At 68.2% G+C, this 18,443-nt stretch carries 19 protein-coding genes; 11 read left to right on the top strand and 8 right to left on the bottom strand.

Features of this window, described 5'->3' with window-relative positions:
- The first annotated feature begins 79 nt into the window (after window positions 1-79).
- From ACSQ1L_RS13245 to truA, 6 genes are all read left to right on the top strand, one after another.
- A complete protein-coding gene (locus ACSQ1L_RS13245; RefSeq protein ID WP_435995354.1) occupies window positions 80-1,270 on the top strand; it encodes an acyl-CoA dehydrogenase in 1,191 nt (396 codons plus the stop codon).
- The gene (locus ACSQ1L_RS13240) at window positions 1,270-1,680 is read left to right on the top strand and encodes an acyl-CoA thioesterase (RefSeq protein ID WP_435995352.1); all 411 of its coding nucleotides are present in this window, start codon (window positions 1,270-1,272) and stop codon (window positions 1,678-1,680) included. The genes ACSQ1L_RS13245 and ACSQ1L_RS13240 overlap by 1 nt, the downstream gene beginning before the upstream one ends.
- A 57-nt stretch (window positions 1,681-1,737) precedes the next feature.
- A complete protein-coding gene (gene def / locus ACSQ1L_RS13235; RefSeq protein ID WP_435995350.1) occupies window positions 1,738-2,322 on the top strand; it encodes a peptide deformylase in 585 nt (194 codons plus the stop codon).
- On the top strand, window positions 2,322-2,549 hold the full coding sequence (locus ACSQ1L_RS13230) for a hypothetical protein (RefSeq protein ID WP_435995348.1): 228 nt from the start codon (window positions 2,322-2,324) through the stop codon (window positions 2,547-2,549). The genes def and ACSQ1L_RS13230 overlap by 1 nt, the downstream gene beginning before the upstream one ends.
- Before the next feature lie 73 nt (window positions 2,550-2,622).
- Window positions 2,623-3,549 (top strand): methionyl-tRNA formyltransferase, encoded by a 927-nt coding sequence (fmt, locus tag ACSQ1L_RS13225; protein WP_435995346.1) that lies wholly within the window; start codon window positions 2,623-2,625, stop codon window positions 3,547-3,549.
- Complete coding sequence (truA, locus tag ACSQ1L_RS13220; protein WP_435995344.1) at window positions 3,549-4,286, top strand: tRNA pseudouridine(38-40) synthase TruA; 738 nt, start codon at window positions 3,549-3,551, stop codon at window positions 4,284-4,286. The genes fmt and truA overlap by 1 nt, the downstream gene beginning before the upstream one ends.
- Before the next feature lie 10 nt (window positions 4,287-4,296).
- Here the strand turns inward: truA and ACSQ1L_RS13215 are convergent, their stop codons facing one another.
- Both ACSQ1L_RS13215 and ACSQ1L_RS13210 read right to left on the bottom strand, forming a co-directional pair.
- Window positions 4,297-4,689, bottom strand: coding sequence for a YidB family protein (locus ACSQ1L_RS13215; RefSeq protein WP_435995342.1), 393 nt, complete (start codon window positions 4,687-4,689; stop codon window positions 4,297-4,299).
- Window positions 4,690-4,794: 105 nt separating this feature from the next.
- A complete protein-coding gene (locus tag ACSQ1L_RS13210) occupies window positions 4,795-4,932 on the bottom strand; it encodes an entericidin A/B family lipoprotein (RefSeq protein WP_435995341.1) in 138 nt (45 codons plus the stop codon).
- 97 nt (window positions 4,933-5,029) lie between these two features.
- Here ACSQ1L_RS13210 and ACSQ1L_RS13205 point away from each other — a divergent pair, with 97 nt between their 5' ends.
- The 4 genes from ACSQ1L_RS13205 (at window position 5,030) to ACSQ1L_RS13190 (ending at window position 10,902) form a co-directional block, all read left to right on the top strand.
- Window positions 5,030-6,694, top strand: a complete 1,665-nt coding sequence (locus ACSQ1L_RS13205) for a thiamine pyrophosphate-binding protein (RefSeq protein WP_435995339.1) — start codon at window positions 5,030-5,032, stop codon at window positions 6,692-6,694.
- Between the two features lie 10 nt (window positions 6,695-6,704).
- Window positions 6,705-7,172, top strand: a complete 468-nt coding sequence (locus ACSQ1L_RS13200; protein ID WP_435995337.1) for a hypothetical protein — start codon at window positions 6,705-6,707, stop codon at window positions 7,170-7,172.
- A gap of 45 nt (window positions 7,173-7,217) precedes the next feature.
- On the top strand, window positions 7,218-10,124 hold the full coding sequence (gene polA / locus ACSQ1L_RS13195) for a DNA polymerase I (protein ID WP_435995335.1): 2,907 nt from the start codon (window positions 7,218-7,220) through the stop codon (window positions 10,122-10,124).
- A gap of 61 nt (window positions 10,125-10,185) precedes the next feature.
- Window positions 10,186-10,902 carry an energy transducer TonB gene (locus ACSQ1L_RS13190; protein WP_435995333.1) on the top strand — a complete coding sequence of 239 codons (717 nt, stop codon included), beginning with the start codon at window positions 10,186-10,188 and terminating at the stop codon, window positions 10,900-10,902.
- Window positions 10,903-11,153: 251 nt separating this feature from the next.
- Here the strand turns inward: ACSQ1L_RS13190 and ACSQ1L_RS13185 are convergent, their stop codons facing one another.
- From ACSQ1L_RS13185 to ACSQ1L_RS13170, 4 genes are all read right to left on the bottom strand, one after another.
- Window positions 11,154-13,478: a 3'-5' exonuclease gene (locus ACSQ1L_RS13185; protein WP_435995331.1), complete on the bottom strand. Its 2,325-nt coding sequence runs from the start codon at window positions 13,476-13,478 to the stop codon at window positions 11,154-11,156.
- Window positions 13,479-13,889 (bottom strand): hypothetical protein, encoded by a 411-nt coding sequence (locus ACSQ1L_RS13180; protein WP_435995329.1) that lies wholly within the window; start codon window positions 13,887-13,889, stop codon window positions 13,479-13,481.
- A 606-nt stretch (window positions 13,890-14,495) separates the two neighbouring features.
- Window positions 14,496-14,771, bottom strand: a complete 276-nt coding sequence (locus ACSQ1L_RS13175; protein WP_435995327.1) for a hypothetical protein — start codon at window positions 14,769-14,771, stop codon at window positions 14,496-14,498.
- A 523-nt stretch (window positions 14,772-15,294) separates the two neighbouring features.
- Window positions 15,295-16,014, bottom strand: coding sequence for a hypothetical protein (locus ACSQ1L_RS13170; RefSeq protein WP_435995325.1), 720 nt, complete (start codon window positions 16,012-16,014; stop codon window positions 15,295-15,297).
- A 240-nt stretch (window positions 16,015-16,254) separates the two neighbouring features.
- Between ACSQ1L_RS13170 and ACSQ1L_RS13165 the strand changes: the two genes are divergently transcribed.
- Complete coding sequence (locus tag ACSQ1L_RS13165) at window positions 16,255-17,046, top strand: hypothetical protein (protein ID WP_435995323.1); 792 nt, start codon at window positions 16,255-16,257, stop codon at window positions 17,044-17,046.
- 24 nt (window positions 17,047-17,070) lie between these two features.
- Here the strand turns inward: ACSQ1L_RS13165 and ACSQ1L_RS13160 are convergent, their stop codons facing one another.
- Window positions 17,071-17,448, bottom strand: coding sequence for a Rieske (2Fe-2S) protein (locus tag ACSQ1L_RS13160; protein ID WP_435995321.1), 378 nt, complete (start codon window positions 17,446-17,448; stop codon window positions 17,071-17,073).
- A complete protein-coding gene (locus ACSQ1L_RS13155) occupies window positions 17,445-18,443 on the bottom strand; it encodes an NAD(P)H-dependent glycerol-3-phosphate dehydrogenase (RefSeq protein WP_435995319.1) in 999 nt (332 codons plus the stop codon). Before ACSQ1L_RS13155 ends, ACSQ1L_RS13160 begins: the two co-directional genes overlap by 4 nt.

The raw sequence follows: 18,443 nt of genomic DNA, 5'->3' as shown, positions 1-18,443 counted from the left end.
CCGCCCGCCGGAACAGGGGGCGCCCGTCACCATCGCGTGACGCTAACGGCGGCCCCGGCACGCTCAGGAAAGACCACCCATGGCCGACGGCTCCGCTTCTCCCGCCAAGACCTTCCGCTGGGACGACCCGCTGGACCTGTCGGGCCGGCTGACCGACGACGAGCGGATGATCCAGGACGCGGCCCGGTCCTACGCGCGCGAGAAGCTGCTGCCGCGCGTGGTCGAGGCCTTCCGCGACGAGGTGTTCGACAAGTCGATCATGACCGAACTGGGCGAGATGGGCTTCCTCGGCGCCACCCTGCCCGAACAGTACGGCGGCTCGGACGTCAGCCACGTGGCCTACGGCCTGATCGCGCGCGAGATCGAGGCGGTCGACAGCGGCTACCGCTCGGCCATGAGCGTGCAGTCGTCGCTGGCCATGTACCCGATCTACGCCTTCGGTTCCGAAGAGCAGAAGATGCGGTTCCTGCCGCGCATGGCCGCCGGCGAGCTGATCGGCTGCTTCGGCCTGACCGAGGCCGATGGCGGCTCCGATCCCGCTTCGATGAAGACCAAGGCGGTCGCGGTGGCCGGAGGCTACAGACTCAACGGCGCCAAATACTGGATCACCAACTCGCCGATCAGCGACCTGGCGGTGGTCTGGGCCAAGCTGGACGACGTGATCCGCGGCTTCATCGTCGAGCGCGGCATGGACGGATTCACCACCGACAAGATCGGCGACAAGCTGTCCTTGCGCGCCTCGATCACCGGCGACATCGGCCTCAACGACGTCTTCGTGCCCGAAGAGAACCTGCTGCCGGGCGTGAAGGGCCTGCGCGGGCCGTTCTCCTGCCTGAACAAGGCGCGCTACGGCATCGCCTGGGGGGCCATGGGCGCCGCCGAGGCCTGTTTCCACCTGACCCGGGACTATGTCGGCGAGCGCATGCTGTTCGGCCGGCCGCTGTCGTCGCGCCAACTGGTGCAGAAGAAGCTGGCCGACATGCAGACCGAGATATTCCTCGGCTTCGAGGGCGCGCTGGCGCTGGGCCGGCTGCTCGATCAGGGGGCCTGGGTCCCCGAGGCCATCTCGATGATGAAGCGCAACAACTGCGGCAAGGCGCTGGCCATCGCCCGCGAGGCCCGCGACATGCACGGCGGGGCCGGCATCACCGGCGAGATGCATGTCATGCGCCACGCCATGAACCTTGAGACGGTCAACACCTACGAGGGCGCCCACGACGTCCACGCCCTGATCCTCGGCCGCGCTATCACCGGCCAGAGCGCCTTCTGATGGGCGAAGCGCCCGAGAGCCCGTCCGGGCCGCAGGGCCGGCTGGTCGGCCGCGTCATCGCCATGCCGGCGGACACCAACCCCGAGGGCGACATCTTCGGCGGCTGGCTGCTGGCGCAGATGGACCTCGCGGGGGCGACCCCGGCCTTCGAGATGGCCCAGGGCCGCTGCGCCACCATCGCGGTGGACGGCATGGTCTTCCACCAGCCGGTGGCGGTCGGCGATGAGGTGTCGCTGCATGCCGAGGTCGTGAAGACCGGCCGCACCTCGATCCGGGTGCACGTCGAGGCGTGGAAACGCTCGCGCAACGAGGCCCGCAGCCAGGCCGTGCGGGTGACGGAAGGCGTCTTCACCTATGTGGCCATCGGGCCGGACAAGAAGCCCCGGGTGCTGCCGGGCGTCGCCGCATAACCGAGCGCCGCGCTGGGAAATCTTGACGTCCGGGCCCGCTCCCCCTACCTCCCGCCCATGACCGTTCGCCGCATCCTCACCATCGACAACGCCGCCGATCTGGCGGTGCTGAAGCAGGTTTCCCGTCCGGTCGAAGGGCCGGTGACGGACGAGCTGCGCGCCCTGATGGACGACATGCTGGACACAATGTACGCGGCGCCCGGCATCGGCCTGGCCGCGGTGCAGATCGGCGACACGCGACGGATCATCGTCATGGACCTGGGCGACCGCGAGGTCGCGGGCGAACTGGACGAGGACGCTTCGGACGAGGCGCGCGCCGCTGACGAACAGGCGCGCCGCAACCCGCGCTACATCGTTAATCCCGAGATCCTGTGGGCCTCGGAGGAACTGTTCCAGTACGAGGAAGGCTGCCTGTCGGTGCCGGATGTCTACGACGCGGTCGAACGCCCGGCCCGGGTGCGCATCCGCTACATGGACTATGCCGGCGAGACGATCGAGGAGGAGGCCGAAGGCCTCTACGCGGTCTGCATCCAGCACGAGATGGACCACCTCGAGGGCGTGCTGTTCATCGACCATCTGTCCCGGCTGAAGCGCGAACGCGCCGTGGCCAAGGTCAAGAAGGCGGCGAGGCTGGCCGCCTGATGGCCCGTCTCAAGCGCAACCGCGACCGCATCATCGATCCCAACGGCCGTCGCCGCCTGACCCGCAACGAGAAGGTCGGGGTGGCCAGCGTCATCGCCCTGCTGGGCGTCGCGGCCGTCGGCGTGGTGGCGGGCATGCTGCTGGACCGGCTGCTCGATTTCGACGATGTGCTCGACGCCGGCGGCGAATGGGACGAGGGCGGCGGCGTCTTCACGCGCTGGGAGTAAGTCTTTCTTGGGCGCTATTGCGCTTCGCGCTAGTTGAGCGCGGACGATCCGTCTTGCTTCCGGACCCGCTCTGATGCGCCTCGCCTTCATGGGAACTCCCGACTTCGCCGTGCCGTCGCTGGCCGAGCTGATCGCCAGCGGCCATGAGGTCGTGGCTGTCTATTCGCAGCCGCCGAAGCCGCGGGGCCGGGGCCAGAAGCTGACCCCGTCGCCGGTGCACGCCTTCGCCGAGACCATGGGCCTGCCGGTTTTCACCCCGGACTCGATGAAGGCGGGCGAGGCGATGGAGACCTTCCGGAGCCTCGACGTGGACGCGGCCTGCGTCGTCGCCTACGGCCAGATCCTGAAGCGCGAGGTGCTCGACGCGCCCCGACTGGGCTGTTTCAACCTGCACGGCTCGCTGCTGCCGCGCTGGCGCGGCGCCGCCCCGATCCAGCGCGCCATCATGGCCGGCGACAAACAGACGGGCGTGCAGATCATGCGCATGTCCGAGGGCCTCGACGAGGGCCCCGTCCTGCTGTCGGAAGTGCTCGACATCCGGCCCGACGACACCGCCGCCACCCTGTCCGAACGCATGTCGCACATCGGGGCGAGCCTGTGGCCGCGCGCCCTGGCCGCCATCGAGCGCGGTGGCGTCGAGGGCGTGCCGCAGGTCGGCGAACCCACCTACGCCCGCAAGATCACCCCCGCCGAGGCGCGCATCGACTGGACCCGCCCGGCAGGCGAGATCGACGCCCACATCCGCGGCCTGTCGCCCTTCCCCGGCGCGTGGTTCGAGGCGCCGGGCCCCGACGGGCCGGTGCGGATGAAGGCGTTGATGTCGCGGGTCTCCGGGCCCGGAACCGGCGCGCCCGGCGAGGTGCTCGACGGCGGCCTGCGCGTGGCCTGCGGAGAGGGCGTGTTGCGGCTGCTGACGGTGCAGCGGCCGGGCAAGGCGGCGCAGGCGGCCGACGAGATGCTGCGCGGGTTTCCGATTCCGGCCGGAACGGTGCTGACCTGATGCCCCGCTACCGGCTGACGCTGGAGTACGACGGCTCGGGCTACAACGGCTTCCAGGCCCAGACGGATCAGCCGACGGTGCAGGGCGCGGTCGAAACCGCCATCACCGCCTTCTGCGGCGAGACGGTGCGCATCGCCGCGGCGGGGCGCACCGACACCGGCGTGCATGCGACGGGGCAGGTGGTCGGGATCGATCTGGAGAGGGCGTGGCCCGCCGCCACCGTGATGAACGCCCTCAACGCCCATATGGTCGACGAGGCGGTGTCGGTGCTGGACTGCGTCGAGGCGGAGCCGGACTGGCACGCCCGCTTCTCGGCCACCGGGCGGCGCTACCTCTACCGCATCCTCAACCGGCCCGGCCGCCCGGCGCTGGACCGGGGCCGGGTCTGGCACGTCCGCAAGCCGCTGGACGCCGCCGCCATGCACGCGGCGGCCCAGGCGCTGGTCGGGCTGCACGACTTCACCACCTTCCGCGACATCAACTGCCAGTCGAAGTCGCCGCTGAAGACGCTGGACGTCGCCCGGGTCTCACAGGTCGGCGAGGAGGTGCATCTGGTGTTCGAGGCGCGGTCGTTCCTGCACCGGCAGGTCCGCTCGATGGCCGGCACCCTGGCCGAGGTCGGGCTGGGCCGCTGGGCCGTCGAGGATGTGGCGGCGGCGCTTGAGGCCCGCGACCGCGCGGCCTGCGGTCCCGTGGCGCCGGCCACAGGGCTCTATCTGACCGGCGTCAGCTACTGACGCCGTCCCGCTAGCGCTTCAGAAAGCCGCCGATCATGTCGCCGACGCCGCCGGGCAGCTTGTCCAGCAGGTCGTCGGCGCCGTCCGCCGTGCCGCCAGGCGTCAGCCGGTCCACCGCCTCGGGCAGCAGGCCCGCGAGGGTCTCGCTGGCCTGCTCGGGCGAGACGCCCAGCTTGCGCGCGAAGTCCGCGATCGGGCCGGAGCCCAGCACCTGGCTGATCTGCTCGGGCGAGATATTCATGTTGGCGCCCTTGCCGACCCACGAGCCGGCCACGTCGCCGAGGCCGTTCTGACCGAACTTCTCCATCAGGCCGCCGAGGCCGCCCTGACCCTTGAGGAGGTCGGCGATGCCGCCGCCCGCGTCCTTGCCGAGACCGCCCATCACGTCGTCCAGCATACCCATGGTCCGTGCCCTTTCGGCGTTGGGGGTGAAGGCCTGAGGGCCCGCCCCGGGGATGATGCGAGACCGGGGCCCGGGCCACGCGGCCCGGGGCCCCGTCGCATCAAATCAGTTCTTGGCGTCGTTGGCGGCGCCGGCGACGGCGGATCCGGCGGCCTGGACGTCGCGGCCGACGCCGGCGACGGTGTTGCAGGCCGAAACCGCGAGCGCGGCGGCCACGAGGCTGAGCGCGATGATCTTTTTCATGGGAGGTGCCCTTCGACGTTGAATGCCATCGCTCAAACGCCAAGCGTGGCCGTGGGGTTGCATGGCCAACTCTGGAGCCGTCTGCTAACCCGCCGGGATGACCCAGCAACCACAGAATACCGCCGCCCGCCGCCTCGTCGAGACCCTTGTCGTGAACGGGATCGACCGCGTCTTCTGCGTGCCGGGCGAAAGCTATCTCGCGGTGCTGGACGCTCTGGCCGACGTGCGCGACCGCATCGAGGTCATCGCCTGCCGCCACGAGGCGGGCGCAGCCAACATGGCCGAGGCGTATGGCAAGCTGACCGGTAAGCCCGGCGTATGCATGGTCACGCGCGGTCCCGGTGCGACCCACGCCTCGATCGGCGTGCACACGGCGCATCAGGACTCCACGCCGATGATCCTGTTCGTCGGCCAGATCGCCTTGGCCGACCGGGGGCGCGGCGCCTTCCAGGAGGTCGATTACCGCGAGGTGTTCGGCGGACTGGCCAAATGGGCGACCGAGATCGAAAGCCCGGAACGCACCGTCGAGGTCGTCGAGCGCGCCTTCGCCACCGCCCTTCAGGGACGGATGGGGCCTGTGGTCATCGCCCTGCCCGAGGACATCCTGCATGCCGACGGCGGCCCGGCCCCAGTCCGGCCGGTGACGCCGGCGAAGGCGGCGCTTGATCCCGCCTTCGTCAAGGCGGTGCGCGACCGGCTGGCCGGGGCCGAGCGGCCGCTGCTGGTGCTGGGTGGTTCCGGCTGGAGCGAGGAGGCCGCGGCCGCCATCGGCGACTGGGCTGAACGCATCGGCCTGCCCGTCGCCCTGTCCTTCCGCCGCAAGGACCTCCTGTCCAATGACCGCTCCAACTATGCCGGCGATCTCGGCCTGGGGCCGAACCCGAAACTGATCCAACGGGTCAAGGACGCCGACCTGATCATCGCCGTGGGCGCCCGGCTGGGGGAGAATCCGACGCTGGGCTACACCCTGCTGGACCGCGAGCGGACCGCCGGGACCCTGATCCACATCCATCCGGGACCGGAAGAGCTGGGCCGCGTCTGGCCCACGCTGATCGGGGCCACGGCCAACTGTTCGCTGGCGGCTCTCGCCCTGTCGGCCATCGAGCCGGGCCGCGACTGGAAGGCGCAGGCGCAGGCTGCCCACGCCGACTATGAAGCCTTCATCCAGCCGGTCCAGGTGACCGGTGCGGTCAACATGAGCGAGGTCATCCGCCATCTGGCCGAGGTCCTGCCCGCTGACGCCATCCTGACCAACGGCGCCGGCAATTTCGCCGCCTGGCTGCACCGTTTCCATCGTCACCGGGCCATGCACACCCAGCTGGCGCCGACGTCCGGCGCCATGGGCTACGGCTATCCCGCCGCCGTCGCCGCCAAGTCGGTTCACCCGGACCGCGATGTGATCTGCATCGCCGGCGACGGCGACTATCTGATGACCGGGCAGGAGCTGGCCACGGCGGTCCAGTACGGAATCAATACGGTGACGGTGGTCGTCGACAACGGGACCTACGGCACCATCCGCATGCACCAGGAAACGCACTACCCGGGCGCCCAGCGGACCATCGCCACCGACCTGAAGAACCCCGACTTCGTCAAATACGCCGAGGCGTTCGGGGCGTTCGGCGTGCGCTGCGAGCGGACGGAGGACTTCCCGGCCGCGCTGGCGGCGGCGCGGAACGCCGGCCGTCCGGCCCTCGTTCACCTGATCACCTCGGCCGAGGATATCGCCCCCAACCGCACCATCACCGGCCTGCGCTCGAAATAGGGAGCCGCCCATGCGCGCCTTCGCCGCCATCGCCGCCGTCCTGACCACGCTGTCGGCTTGCGCGCCCCTCGAGCCGCCGCCGCCGGAAGCGGGTGCGGAGGTAACGGTCCCCGCGGGCGAGCTCGGCAACGACTGCGCCGTCATCGCCGCCGTGGCCCGGGACCACTACCGGTTCAACACCACCGACAACCTGCCGCCCCCGCTGTGGCTGGACGGCGAGGGCTCGGACTGGGCCCCGCATTGCGACTGGAGCCGTTACGGCCTCCGCTTCCCCTCGACCTTCGACCCCGAGCACCGGCCGCAGCCGCAGCGCGTGCAGTGGGTGTCGTTCAAACAGCCCCGCTACGACAGCAGCGGCGCTATCGTCGAGACGGGCATCCTGCACGGCCCGCTGGCCGGCATGGGCTACGAGTGCCGCGTCTATTCCGGCTTCAACGGCTGGACGGCCGGCGAGTGCAAGAACACCTGGATCTCCTGACGCACGGGCGGTGACGGCGGCGGCGCGCCCGCCTATGTTCGCGCCATGACCGACGCGCCCGCTGAAACCATCGACCGCCCGTTGACCCAGGACGGCCCCGCGCTGCGGCTGTGGATGATCGACGCCTCGGCCTACATCTTCCGCGCCTATCACGCCCTGCCGCCGCTGACGCGGAAGTCGGACGGGCTGCCGGTGGGGGCGGTGCAGGGGTATTGCAACATGCTGTGGAAGCTGTTGCGGGACATGAAGGGGACGGATGGGCCGACGCATCTGGTGGCGATCTTCGATCATTCGGAGAAGACGTTCCGGAACACGCTGTATGATCAGTACAAGGCCAACCGCAGCGCGCCGCCGGAGGACCTGATCCCGCAGTTCCCGCTGGTCCGGCGGGCGACGGCGGCGTTCGGGGTGCATTGCGTCGAACTGCCCGGCTACGAGGCCGACGACCTGATCGCGACGTACGCCTGCAAGGCCCGCGACGCGGGCGGCGAGGCGGTGATCGTCTCGTCCGACAAGGACCTGATGCAGCTGATCGGCCCCTCCGTCGTCATGTGGGATCCGATGAAGGACCGCCGCCTGGCCGAGGAGGCGGTCTTCGAGAAGTTCGGGGTGACTCCGGACAAGATGATCGACCTTCAGGCCCTGATCGGCGACAGCGTCGACAACGTCCCGGGCGCCCCCGGCATCGGTCCCAAGACGGCGGCCCAGCTGCTCGACGAATACGGCGACCTCGACACCCTGCTGGCCCGCGCCGGCGAGATCAAACAGCCCAAGCGCCGCGAGACCCTGCTCAATTTCCGCGACCAGATCCTGCTCAGCCGCGAGCTGGTGACCCTGACCTGCGACGCCCCCGCGCCCGAGCCAATCGACGACTTCGCCGTCCGCGACCCCGACCCCGAAATCCTCGCCGCCTTCCTCGACGAGATGGAGTTCCGCTCGCTGCGCACCCGCGTCGGCGACGGCAAGACCCCGGCCCGCGACGGCCCCTCGGCCTTCGCGCCGAAGCCGATGACGGCGCCGGTTATCTCGCCCCGCTACGCCCCGAGCGCCCCAACCGCGCCGGTCGAGGGCCAGACCTTCGACATGGACGCCTACGTCTGCGTCCAGACGCTGGAGGAGCTGGACCGCTGGATCGACCGGGCGACGCTGGCGGGGGTCGTGGGCTTCGACTGCGAGACGGATGCGCTCAGCGCGACGCATGCGGGGCTGTGCGGGGTGTCGCTGGCGATCGGGCCGAACGACGCCTGCTACGTCCCCCTGACCCACGAGCATGCGCCGATGGCCGGGGCGGGCGGGCTGGATTTCGGCGGCGAGACCGACCAGCGGGAGCCCCTGACGCAGATCGCGAAAGCCGAGGCGCTTACACGTTTAAAGGGAATTCTGGAGAATCCGGCGGTTCTCAAGGTCGTCCAGAACGGGAAGTACGACCTGGCGGTCATGGCCCAGCGGGGCATCCGGGTCGGGCCGATCGACGACACCATGCTGATCTCGTACGTGCTGGAAGGCGGCCTGCACGGGCATGGGATGGACGAACTCGCGAGGCTGCATCTGGGGCACGAGCCGATCGCGTTCAAGAGCGTGGCCGGGACGGGCAAGGCCCAGAAGTCGTTCAAACACGTCGAGCTCAAGCCGGCCACCTGCTACGCGGCCGAGGACGCCGACGTGACCCTGCGGCTGTGGCGCATCCTCAAGCCGCGGCTGGGCGAGGCGAAGCTGACCACGGTCTACGAGACCCTGGAGCGCCCCCTGCCCGCGGTGCTGGCCGACATGGAGCGCGCCGGCGTCCGCGTCGACCCCGACCGGCTCAAGCGGCTGTCCAGCGAGTTCGGCCTGCGCATGGCCGAGCTGGAACAGCGCGCCCACGAACTGGCCGGCCGCCCGTTCAACGTCGGCTCCCCGCGCCAGATCGGCGACATCCTGTTCGGCGACATGGCCCTGCCCGGCGGCAAGAAGACCGCCAGCGGCCAGTGGGGCACCGAGGCCTCGACGCTCGAGACCCTGGCCCTGACCCACGAACTGCCGCGCGTCCTGCTGGACTGGCGCCAGCTGGCCAAGCTGAAGGGCACCTATACCGACGCCCTGATCGAGGCCGCCGACGACCGCACCGACCGCGTCCACACCTCCTACCAGCTGGCCGCCGCCACCACCGGCCGCCTCGCCAGCAGCGACCCCAACCTGCAGAACATCCCGATCCGCACCGAGACCGGCCGCCAGATCCGCCAGGCCTTCATCGCCGCCCCCGGCCATGTCCTGATCAGCGCCGACTATTCCCAGATCGAGCTGCGCCTGCTGGCCCACATCGGCGACATCCCCGAGCTGAAGCGCGCCTTCGCCGCCGGCGTCGACATCCACACCGCCACGGCCAGCGAGATGTTCGGCGTCCCCGTCGACCAGATGGATCCCGAGACCCGCCGCCGCGCCAAGGCGATCAATTTCGGCATCGTCTACGGCATCTCGGCCTTCGGCCTGGCCAACCAGCTGGGCATCGACCAGGGCGAGGCCGGGGCCTACATCAAGACCTATTTCGAGCGCTTCCCCGGCATCCGCGCCTATATGGACGCGACCCGCGCCGAGGTCCGCGAGCGCGGCATGGTGCACACGGTGTTCGGCCGCCGCATCCACATCCCGGCCATCCATTCCAAGTCGGGCGCCGAGCGCCAGTTCGGCGAACGCGCCGCCATCAACGCCCCGATCCAGGGCGCGGCGGCCGACATCATCCGCCGGGCCATGGTGCGGATGCCGGGGGCGCTGGCGGCGGCGGGCCTGTCAGAGGTGAAGATGCTGCTGCAGGTCCACGACGAACTGGTGTTCGAGGCCCCGGCAGGGATGGCGGAGGCGGCCATCGCGGTGATCAAGCGCACCATGGAAGGGGCGGCGGAACCGGCCGTGGCGCTGACCGTGCCGCTGGTGGTGGAGGCGCGGGCGGCGGGGAACTGGGACGAGGCGCATTAGGGCCGCCGTGGACACGCGGGGGGCCGCGTGCTCGGATGTCGATACAACCGGAGGGGGCTGTATGAGGCGAGCGATCACGACATTGTCTCTGGCGGCGTTGCTGGCGGCTCCCGGCGGGATTGCGGCGGCGCAGGAGCGGACGAATGCGCGTTGGTCCCGTCCGGTGCAGCCGGACGTGGCCTCCGATCTCTATCCGGGCTTCGCCGGCATGCTGGGAGAAGCCGGCCGCGTGCTCCTCATCTGTCCGATCGAGGCCGATGGTCATCCGGGACCCTGCGAGGTGGCCCGGGAGGCCCCGCATGGCATGGGTTTCGGCGCGGCGGCGCAGGCCATGGTGGCCACCGGGGAATTCACCGCGGCGCGGCGGGACGGCGAAATCGTCCCGACCCGGATCCAGACGACCGTTCGTTTCCGGCCGCCGGATCGGGAGCCCTTCGGCGGCTGGACCGGCCCCGAGCCGACGCCGGCCGCCCTGGCCCTGGCCCGCGACATGTTTGACGAATTGGCGGCGGGCAGTCAGCTGCCAGCCTCCTACCGCGACGAGATGATGGACGGCCTTGATTCCGACCGGCGCGCCGTGGTGGGGCCGTGGCTCGATGAATTGTTCCCCCGCGACGACGCGCGCGAGAAGGAAGTGACCTCCATCCAGATGGCGCGCCTGTTCGGCGAGGAGGGATTGCGCCGACTGCGGGGCCGGGGAGCCGGTCGACTGGCCGACGGAGGAAGAGGTCTATGCGGCCTGTCCCGACCCCACGCCGGCCGAAGAGGCAGCGTTTGAAGAGCTCCGGCGCCGGTACTGCGAGCGCGTGCGGGGTCGACCCGGAGGCGTAGCGGGGCGGGACACGGGAAAGGGCTACCCAAGGTCCACGACGAACTGGTCTTCGAGGCCTCGGAAGGGGGTGGCGGAGGCGGCCATCGCGGTGATCAAGCGGACCATGGAGGGGGCGGCGGAGCCGGCCGTCGCTGTCAGTGCCGCTGGTGGTGGGGCGCGGGCGAAGGGGAACTGCGACGAGGCGCATTGAGGGGGAGCTAGTCGTCTGTGTCCCCTTCGATGATCAATCCCTTCTGAAGTGCGTCCGCAATAATGGAATTTGGAGTCGCGTCGCGATTTAGGACAACGACCACTCTGTTTTTGGCTCTGGATATCGCAAGATACATTTCGCGAAGCGTTTGCTGCTCCAGCGCCGCTGAAAGCGGAGGGTTGTCGGTGACCCTTGGGGGTGTGACACCCTGCTCAAGCCCAACGATAATCACAGCATCGAACTCTTGACCTCCGACAAACGCTGGGCGGCTCAGAACAACGAGCGGTTGGTCTGGAGACAGCTTTTCGCCCCGTTGGGAAATCACGTGCAGAGGGAGTTGCGATGCCTCAAGCTCTGTGCGTATTGAATCCCAATAGCGATCCGCGTGACAAATGACGGCGATTTGGCGGACGTTTTTGGCTCTGAGCTTTTGTACTGCCTTCAGCACGAAGCGAGAAAAGCTTTTCGCTTCCTCATTGCACTTGACTAGAGCGGGCTTAAGACCAGAGGCTCGGGCTGATGCATCGGCACCCGAACTTGCGAAATCGGGGAAGTCTGCACCAAACAGGTCGGTGGTCCGCTGGATAACAAAAAACGCAAGCGCCACTACTTCCTTAGTAGATCGATGATTTGAAGGAAGAGTCTCGCTCTCGATGTCCTCAATTCCTAAAGTCGCCAACCCCGCCGTGCTAAAACCAAACGGTTCTTGAGCTTCATCAAGTGCTAACACTATCGGAACATGAGCGGTTGTTCCCTTACCTAGATATGCAAAAACCCGACGCTCGTTCTCATTGAATAATTGTGCTTCGTCCACAAAAATGAAGTCAAATCCTTCCATTTTCCTGCGAAGCTCCCAAAGTGGAGTTCTCAGTCGACCGGAAAGTGAGAGCGCCACATCATCGGAGTCCAGCATTTCGAACCCTTCAAAAACAACTTCATGATACTTTTTGAAGACTTCGAACACGAATCGACGCTCGTTCGCCGTCATGATTCCGTGCAAACGGCTGAACGGTGCTTCAGCAGCAATATATCGCTTCTCGTCGCCCACTAATCCGCGGCCCTTTATAACGGTCGATATTTCCGCCATTATGAGCGCTGCGAAGACGGTGCGAAGCGTCTCGTTGGCTACTATTTCAGAGATGAACTTACTCGTCTCAGTGAGATCAGTCCGTTTAACTGCCGTGTCCGCCAAGGCTTCGCGGATCTGATCGAACTGAAACATCTTGGTTTTGTGGGCATCCTTGTCGATCACCGATGATTCAGACACGCCAATCATGTTTCGGCCATACTCAGCAAGAGTAGTAACCTGTAGGCTATATGTCCCTGATGTTAGGTATTCTTCAGCGCCCAAGGCTCTCAAGCGATCTACTACGGCCGAGGCCATGGGGGCGTTGTGAACGACGTATAGGATTTTGGTAGGGCGTTCGTCGGCTTGGGCAGCCCGAAGATACCTTAGTGCCAAGAGTTGCATCAGCAATGTCTTCCCGGAGCCCGCCGGTCCAATGATGCGCACGGGGTGTCGGGTCAAAGAGTCGGCCTCTAGGACTCGCCGTTGGACCTCGTTGAGTTGGCCGCTCTCAACCCATTGATCGTAGCTCCAGTGGATGGTTTCGTACGGACTGACTCCGTCTGCGGCGGGCGCGTATTGTGTCGCTACGCTGACATCCTGAAGACTTGAGGAGTCTGCGTTCGAAGGAGAGAGCGCAGATCTAATGGTTTGGAAGGCGGGGGCGTCGACTAGCGGGCGGCGGCGCGTTCCTTCCGTAAGCGAGTTGGCGAGCACCAGCAGCTTGTTGAGGCCAGAGGCTTCATCCGCGACGGCTTTGGTGAGGTCTCCAAAATCGTGCTGCGGACCAAGGACCATTATAGCCCGGGCACCAGAGGAGCCGGTTCCGCCCATCTCGATGTATCCGATAGAATATTTCCTGGCTTCGGAGCCTCGCCCAGCAAGGCAGGTGTGCGTGCCGTTAGGTTGCGCCCTGTGAATCAGCTCGCTGTCGATGACCAGTCCAAGCAGCCTTTGATTCGCAACGTATATTGTCCGTTCAAATACTTGATGGCCGATTTCAGGCCTATCCAGCAGTCCGCAAGGGCTTTCGAGACGAAATACCGCCCATTCTTCAGAGCCAGTGCCGGTAAGGTGCTCGCGATTCCAGATCGCTAGTAGCCTGCCATCGGCGGAACCGACCATACGCAGCGGCCCATGCGCTAGCTCTCCTGACCGTAGCGGCCGAAGGTCTTCTTCGAGAAGTGTTGTCGCTAGTGCCGAGGCGATGCCTTTGTGGGTTAACAGCCACGCACAGGTCCGCTGGGGAAGGGCGACGTACCTCATCTAAAGGTCTACCTCTTTTGTAATCCGCACCAGCGAATGGGCGCTAAAATCGGGCGATCCTACGCGGCTATAGACCGCGCAGTACCGCGTCAGAAGGTCAGCAAGAAACTCGCTCTTCAATGACAGGACCTTGAGCGGTTGGGCCGCACGAAAAGATTCTGACGCCGGATAAATCCCTGCAAGGCTGCTACACGCCGCCGGCCAAGATTCCTGAGGGGTAGCTTGCGCCAAATCCACCACCTCCGCAGGCACCGTCAGGGGATACCGAAATAAGACCAAGGAGTGGCTGGCCAGTCCCGCAAAGCCGCTATCCTGCTCGTCTTTGGGAAGGAAATGGATGTCGGACCGATATGAGTTCGTCACAATCTCAGTCTTTATTTTCTCCCAGTCCGCGCCGAACAGGTGGGGCAACTCCGGTCCTGAAGGCGCGCTGGGACTTCCTTGGGAGATTTGCCGGAGCACCGAGAACCCAGAGACAGCTCGTTCGAGGGCCGTAGCTTCCGCCCTTCCTCTTTGCTTAACCTTGAGGTGGGCAGTAACTGCCTCGACCGCGGAATCAACGGCTTCGACGGAGGGCGGTAGGAACTTGCCCGACGGCCAGTGAAGGCCAGGGTCGCACTTGCCAGCTTTCAGGAGACCAATGATCCGGCCCCTTACGTCGGGTAAAGCGCCTGAGCTACAGAAATAGCTCCTGACAGGTATAATAGGCAGGAAGATAATCGTCTCAGTCTTCCTGTTTGCCAGATCACACGCCGGTGAAATGACCAGACCGGAAATCGGAGACTTTCCAAGCAATCCTTGGGCAGGCAGTGAAGTCCAGATGTCACCGCAGCGATGGTTCAGATCTGGTAGGTACTCGTAGTACTGCTTGGCCCCAATTTTTCGCGTTTGCAGCACGATTTATCCCCGCCCCATCACCGGAGCTTATGAGTTGCGCGGCTAGGAGCGCAAGCACTTGAGTCGCGCGAGGATCGCTTCCGGGATCTCTAAAGTGGTTCTCCCGGGCACCGCGGTCCCTCACGTCATCGCCACACCCCCGCTCGCCCCGTGCGGCCGCACCCAGAAGGTGACCCGGCCCGGGCAGCCCACCCGCCGGCAGGTCGTGCTGCGCCCCCACAGGACGAAGCCGGTCCCGCGTTCGCGGGCGATGCGTTTCAGGTCGGCGCGGATGCGCAGTTCGCACAGCTCGCACTCGGTGTAGACCAGCCAGTGGTTGGCGAGGATGGCGCCGACCGTGCGGCCCGCCACCTGCCAGTCCGCCGCCGTGTAGCGGTCGGGATTGCGTCGGGTCATTCTTGCAAAGAGGGGGCGCTAACGCTCGCCGCGCGGCGGCTCGCGGCTGGAGCGCGGCTTGGTAAGTGAGGGCGCTGCCGCTCGGCCCGCGGGGCCTCGCTGCTTGAGCGCGGATGGATGAGAGGGGCCGCTACCGTCCGGCGTGCGGGGCCTCGCTGCTTGAGCGGACGTCGTCGGGACGCGATGCGTTCCTCCTCCACCCCGCCCGCCGCAGGTCGATGCCCGCGGCCTGCTGGAGCACGGCGTCGGGGGAGAGGCGGGCGATTTCGGCGAGGAGGGTGCGCAGGCCGGCGCGGCCGTCGGCGCTGGTCAGGTCGATGCCTTGCAGCGCCTGAGCAGGCGGGGGTCGAGGGGGAGAGGGTCGGCGGCGGGGACTGGTGGCACGGGGAACTCCTTGAACGCGAACGCCGACCCGGGTCGACGTAGCCACGCCCCGGGCGGGCCGGCAAGTCGAATGTTCCCGTTTTGTTCGAGCATCCACAGGGAGCCGGCCGGCGCGCTCCGGCCCGGAAAGGCGGTCGCCTCAGTCGTTGGCGGCGGGCGCCGAAATCACGCCGTCGTTCAAGGGCGGCGTCTCGTCGTCGACGACCTCGACTTCGCGGCGACCCTGGGCCCCCTGGGTGGCGACGGCGTCGGAGATAAGCTGGAGGCCGTAGTTGATGCCGCAGTCGAGATCGTAGGAGGTCATCAGACTGACGATCGAGCTGTGGCCCCAGCGGTCGAAATCGCCATCGTGGGCGGCGTCGAGGTAACGGTCGCGCTGGGCCCGGCGGCCGTTGCGGATGGCGGCGTAGAGGACCGGATAGTCGCGGCCCGCGAACACCGTGTCGCTGAGCGACTGGCGCGCGCCCGTCGCAAGGGTGGAGAGGGCGGACAGGAGATTGGCCGAGTCCTCCGGCGTGGCGACGCCCCCGGCAGTGCCGAGGGCGAGGCCGGTCAGATCGAAGCCGGCGCGCGTGCTGTTGGCCGAGACGCTGACGCCGACGAGGTAGTTCTCGCAGCGGACGTCGGAGACGGCCAGCAGGGTGGCGACCATCTCGCGGCGCAGGTCGCGGCGCGCCTTGTCCGTCGTGGCGGCGGTCTCATCGCCGAAGCGTTTCGCGAAAGCGTGGGTGAGGGGCAGATTGATCAGGGCCGTGCCGTTCACCTTCTCGCCGATCGCGCGATAGTCCGGCGTCAGGTGCTGGCAGGCGGTCAGGCCCAGGGACGCGGCAAGCGCCAGTCCGAGTGCGGCGATCTTCATTAAATCCTCCCCCAAGGCTATGCAGCAGAGGTTGCAGCCAAGGCGAGCGTTCATCAACCAATGGTAGATGAACCTTGATCAGGGAGCGTTCTGGAGGCGCCGGCGGCGCTCCGGGCTGCGATGTGGGATCTGCCGGCTAAAACTTTATTGCCGGCGCCCGGTTTGCTGCTGTCATGGGCCTTTGCGGGGCGCGGGAGGGGTTTTGCCCGCCACAGGAAGCGGCCGGGCTAGAGTCCGCGCATGGGCAAGCCGGGCAAACATGCGGACGCGGTCTGGGACGCGGCCTTCGAGCGGGAGAAGGCGGGGGAGCGGCGGCGCGACCTGGCGGTCGAGCTGGGGGTGTCGATCAGCACCATGAACTGGCAGGCGAAGAAGCGGGGGCTGAAGCGCGGGGTGACGCCGGGATGGGTCGATCACCGGAAGCGGCCGGAGGGGGGCTGGCCGGCGGACCATGTGTTCGCCCAGAGCCGCAGCGGGATGACGCCGGGGCGCTGGGGCGGGCTGCTGACGCGCTATGTGGCCGGGGAGCCGATCGAGGCGCTGGCCGTGGAGCATGGCGTGGCCGAGGCGACGATCTCGCGCCAGGCGACGGCGCGCGGGATGCGCAAGATGGACCGGCCGGAGGCGGTCTGGCGGCCGCGCGGGCCGGCGGCGGCGGCGGCGGGGTCGGGGGCCGCGTCGGCGGGACGGGCGGGGCTGGCGTTCGACTATGATCCCGACGACCCGGAGGCCAATGCGGCGGCGCTGACGGCGCTGGAGACGGCGGCGGCGCGCGAGGGGCGGGCGTCGGACTTCCTGACCCTGCGACGGATGCGGCGGGCGGCGGGGCTGAAGCCGCCGCCGAAGGCGCTGTCGCCGGGCGCGGGGTTCCGCCTCGACTGGAACGATCCGGAGGGGACCTGTGTCGAGATCCTGAACGCCATGCTGCGGGCGATGGAGGCGGGCCGGCAGGCCGACGTCCGGCAGTTGGAGCGGATACTCGAAGAGGTCGAGCGGACGTTTCGGGGGATGGGGCAGAGGCGTGGACGCTAGCGCTCGCGGGGTTTTTTGGGCGCGTCACGCCGTCCGGATCATCCCGTCGGCGACCGTGACCGGCCAGGGCGTCAGCCGGCCGCCGGCGCAGGGGCCGCCGGTGCACAGGCCGGTGAGGGGCTCGAACACCGCGCCGTGCCAGCCGCACAGGATGCGCTCGCCGTCGGGGGTCAGGTAGCGGTCCAGCTCGAGGGCCAGGGGGTAGCCCTGATGCGGGCAGCGGTCGACGTAGCCGGCGACCCGGCCGGCCTTGCGGACCACGAAGCCGTGGAAGAAGGCCTCGCCGATCTGCAGCACGAAGCTGCGCGCGCCGGGGTCGGCGAGCTCGGCCTCGGGGCACAGGGGAACGTTGGGCGGGGTGGTCCAGACGCGCTTGCGCTCCGCTGGGGCCGGGTCGCTCAATGCCGCTCGGCCTTGAGCGGGCGGGACAGCAGGGCGTCGATCATGCCCTGCACCGTGGTCTCGCCGGCGAGCAGGGCGGCGACGGCCATGGAGATGGGCATGTCGACGCCCGTCTTCTCGGCCAGTTCGCGCACGGCGGGGGCGGACTCATAGCCCTCGGCCACCGAGCGCTTGCCGGCCAGGGCCTGTTCGACGCTCTGGCCCTGACCGAGGGCGAGGCCGAGGCTCATGTTGCGCGACTGGGGGCTGGAGCAGGTCAGGACCAGGTCGCCGAGGCCGCACAGGCCGGCCACGGTCTCGGCCTCGCCGCCGAGGGCGACGCCCAGGCGGGTCATCTCGGCGAAACCGCGGGTGATCAGGGCGGCGTGGGCGCTGCGGCCCAAGCCGCGGCCCTCGCTGATGCCGCAGGCGATGGCCAGCACGTTCTTGATCGCCCCGCCGACCTCGGCGCCGATCAGGTCGGCGGCGAGGTAGGGGCGGAAGGCGGGGGCCGACAGGGTCTCCATCAGCGCCTCGCCGAGGGTGGTGTCGGCGCAGGCCAGGGTGACGGCGCTGGGCAGGCCGCGGGCCACCTCGGCGGCGAAGCTGGGGCCGGACAGGACGGCGGCGGGGGCGGCGGGGATGGTCTCGGCCAGCACCTCGGTCATCAGCTTGAGCGAGCCGCGCTCGACGCCCTTGGAGCAGAGGACGACGGGGACGCCGGGGCGGTGGTGGGGGGCGAAGGCCTGCAGCGTCGAACGCATGTGCTGGGCCGGGGGCACGGCGAGGATGACGTCGCAGCCGGCCAGATCGGCCAGCTCGGTGGTGACGGCGACGCGGCTATCGAGGACCACCCCGGGCAGGAAGGCCTCGTTGATGCGGCGTTCGCGGATGCTCTCGGCCACCTCCGGCTCGCGCGCCTGCAGCAGGACGTCGAGGCCCGCCCAGCCGGCCACCTGGGCCAGGGCCGTGCCCCAGGCGCCCGCGCCGATCACTCCCGCCGTGCGAAATTCCAT

This window comes from Brevundimonas sp. LjRoot202 (assembly GCF_964253355.1).
In the GTDB taxonomy this organism is placed as follows: domain Bacteria; phylum Pseudomonadota; class Alphaproteobacteria; order Caulobacterales; family Caulobacteraceae; genus Brevundimonas.
This window is presented reverse-complemented; position numbering and strand designations above follow the sequence as displayed.

Coding starts and splice junctions, on each gene's coding strand:
- polA (WP_435995335.1), top strand. CDS start 7,218: ATGACCGACGCGCCCGCTGAAACCATCGACCGCCCGTTGACCCAGGAC.
- ACSQ1L_RS13230 (WP_435995348.1), top strand. CDS start 2,322: ATGGCCCGTCTCAAGCGCAACCGCGACCGCATCATCGATCCCAACGGC.
- ACSQ1L_RS13165 (WP_435995323.1), top strand. CDS start 16,255: ATGGGCAAGCCGGGCAAACATGCGGACGCGGTCTGGGACGCGGCCTTC.
- ACSQ1L_RS13155 (WP_435995319.1), bottom strand. CDS start 18,443: ATGGAATTTCGCACGGCGGGAGTGATCGGCGCGGGCGCCTGGGGCACG.
- ACSQ1L_RS13245 (WP_435995354.1), top strand. CDS start 80: ATGGCCGACGGCTCCGCTTCTCCCGCCAAGACCTTCCGCTGGGACGAC.
- ACSQ1L_RS13185 (WP_435995331.1), bottom strand. CDS start 13,478: ATGAGGTACGTCGCCCTTCCCCAGCGGACCTGTGCGTGGCTGTTAACC.
- ACSQ1L_RS13240 (WP_435995352.1), top strand. CDS start 1,270: ATGGGCGAAGCGCCCGAGAGCCCGTCCGGGCCGCAGGGCCGGCTGGTC.
- ACSQ1L_RS13190 (WP_435995333.1), top strand. CDS start 10,186: ATGAGGCGAGCGATCACGACATTGTCTCTGGCGGCGTTGCTGGCGGCT.
- ACSQ1L_RS13205 (WP_435995339.1), top strand. CDS start 5,030: ATGACCCAGCAACCACAGAATACCGCCGCCCGCCGCCTCGTCGAGACC.
- fmt (WP_435995346.1), top strand. CDS start 2,623: ATGCGCCTCGCCTTCATGGGAACTCCCGACTTCGCCGTGCCGTCGCTG.
- ACSQ1L_RS13200 (WP_435995337.1), top strand. CDS start 6,705: ATGCGCGCCTTCGCCGCCATCGCCGCCGTCCTGACCACGCTGTCGGCT.
- ACSQ1L_RS13210 (WP_435995341.1), bottom strand. CDS start 4,932: ATGAAAAAGATCATCGCGCTCAGCCTCGTGGCCGCCGCGCTCGCGGTT.
- ACSQ1L_RS13170 (WP_435995325.1), bottom strand. CDS start 16,014: ATGAAGATCGCCGCACTCGGACTGGCGCTTGCCGCGTCCCTGGGCCTG.
- ACSQ1L_RS13175 (WP_435995327.1), bottom strand. CDS start 14,771: ATGACCCGACGCAATCCCGACCGCTACACGGCGGCGGACTGGCAGGTG.
- truA (WP_435995344.1), top strand. CDS start 3,549: ATGCCCCGCTACCGGCTGACGCTGGAGTACGACGGCTCGGGCTACAAC.
- ACSQ1L_RS13215 (WP_435995342.1), bottom strand. CDS start 4,689: ATGGGTATGCTGGACGACGTGATGGGCGGTCTCGGCAAGGACGCGGGC.
- def (WP_435995350.1), top strand. CDS start 1,738: ATGACCGTTCGCCGCATCCTCACCATCGACAACGCCGCCGATCTGGCG.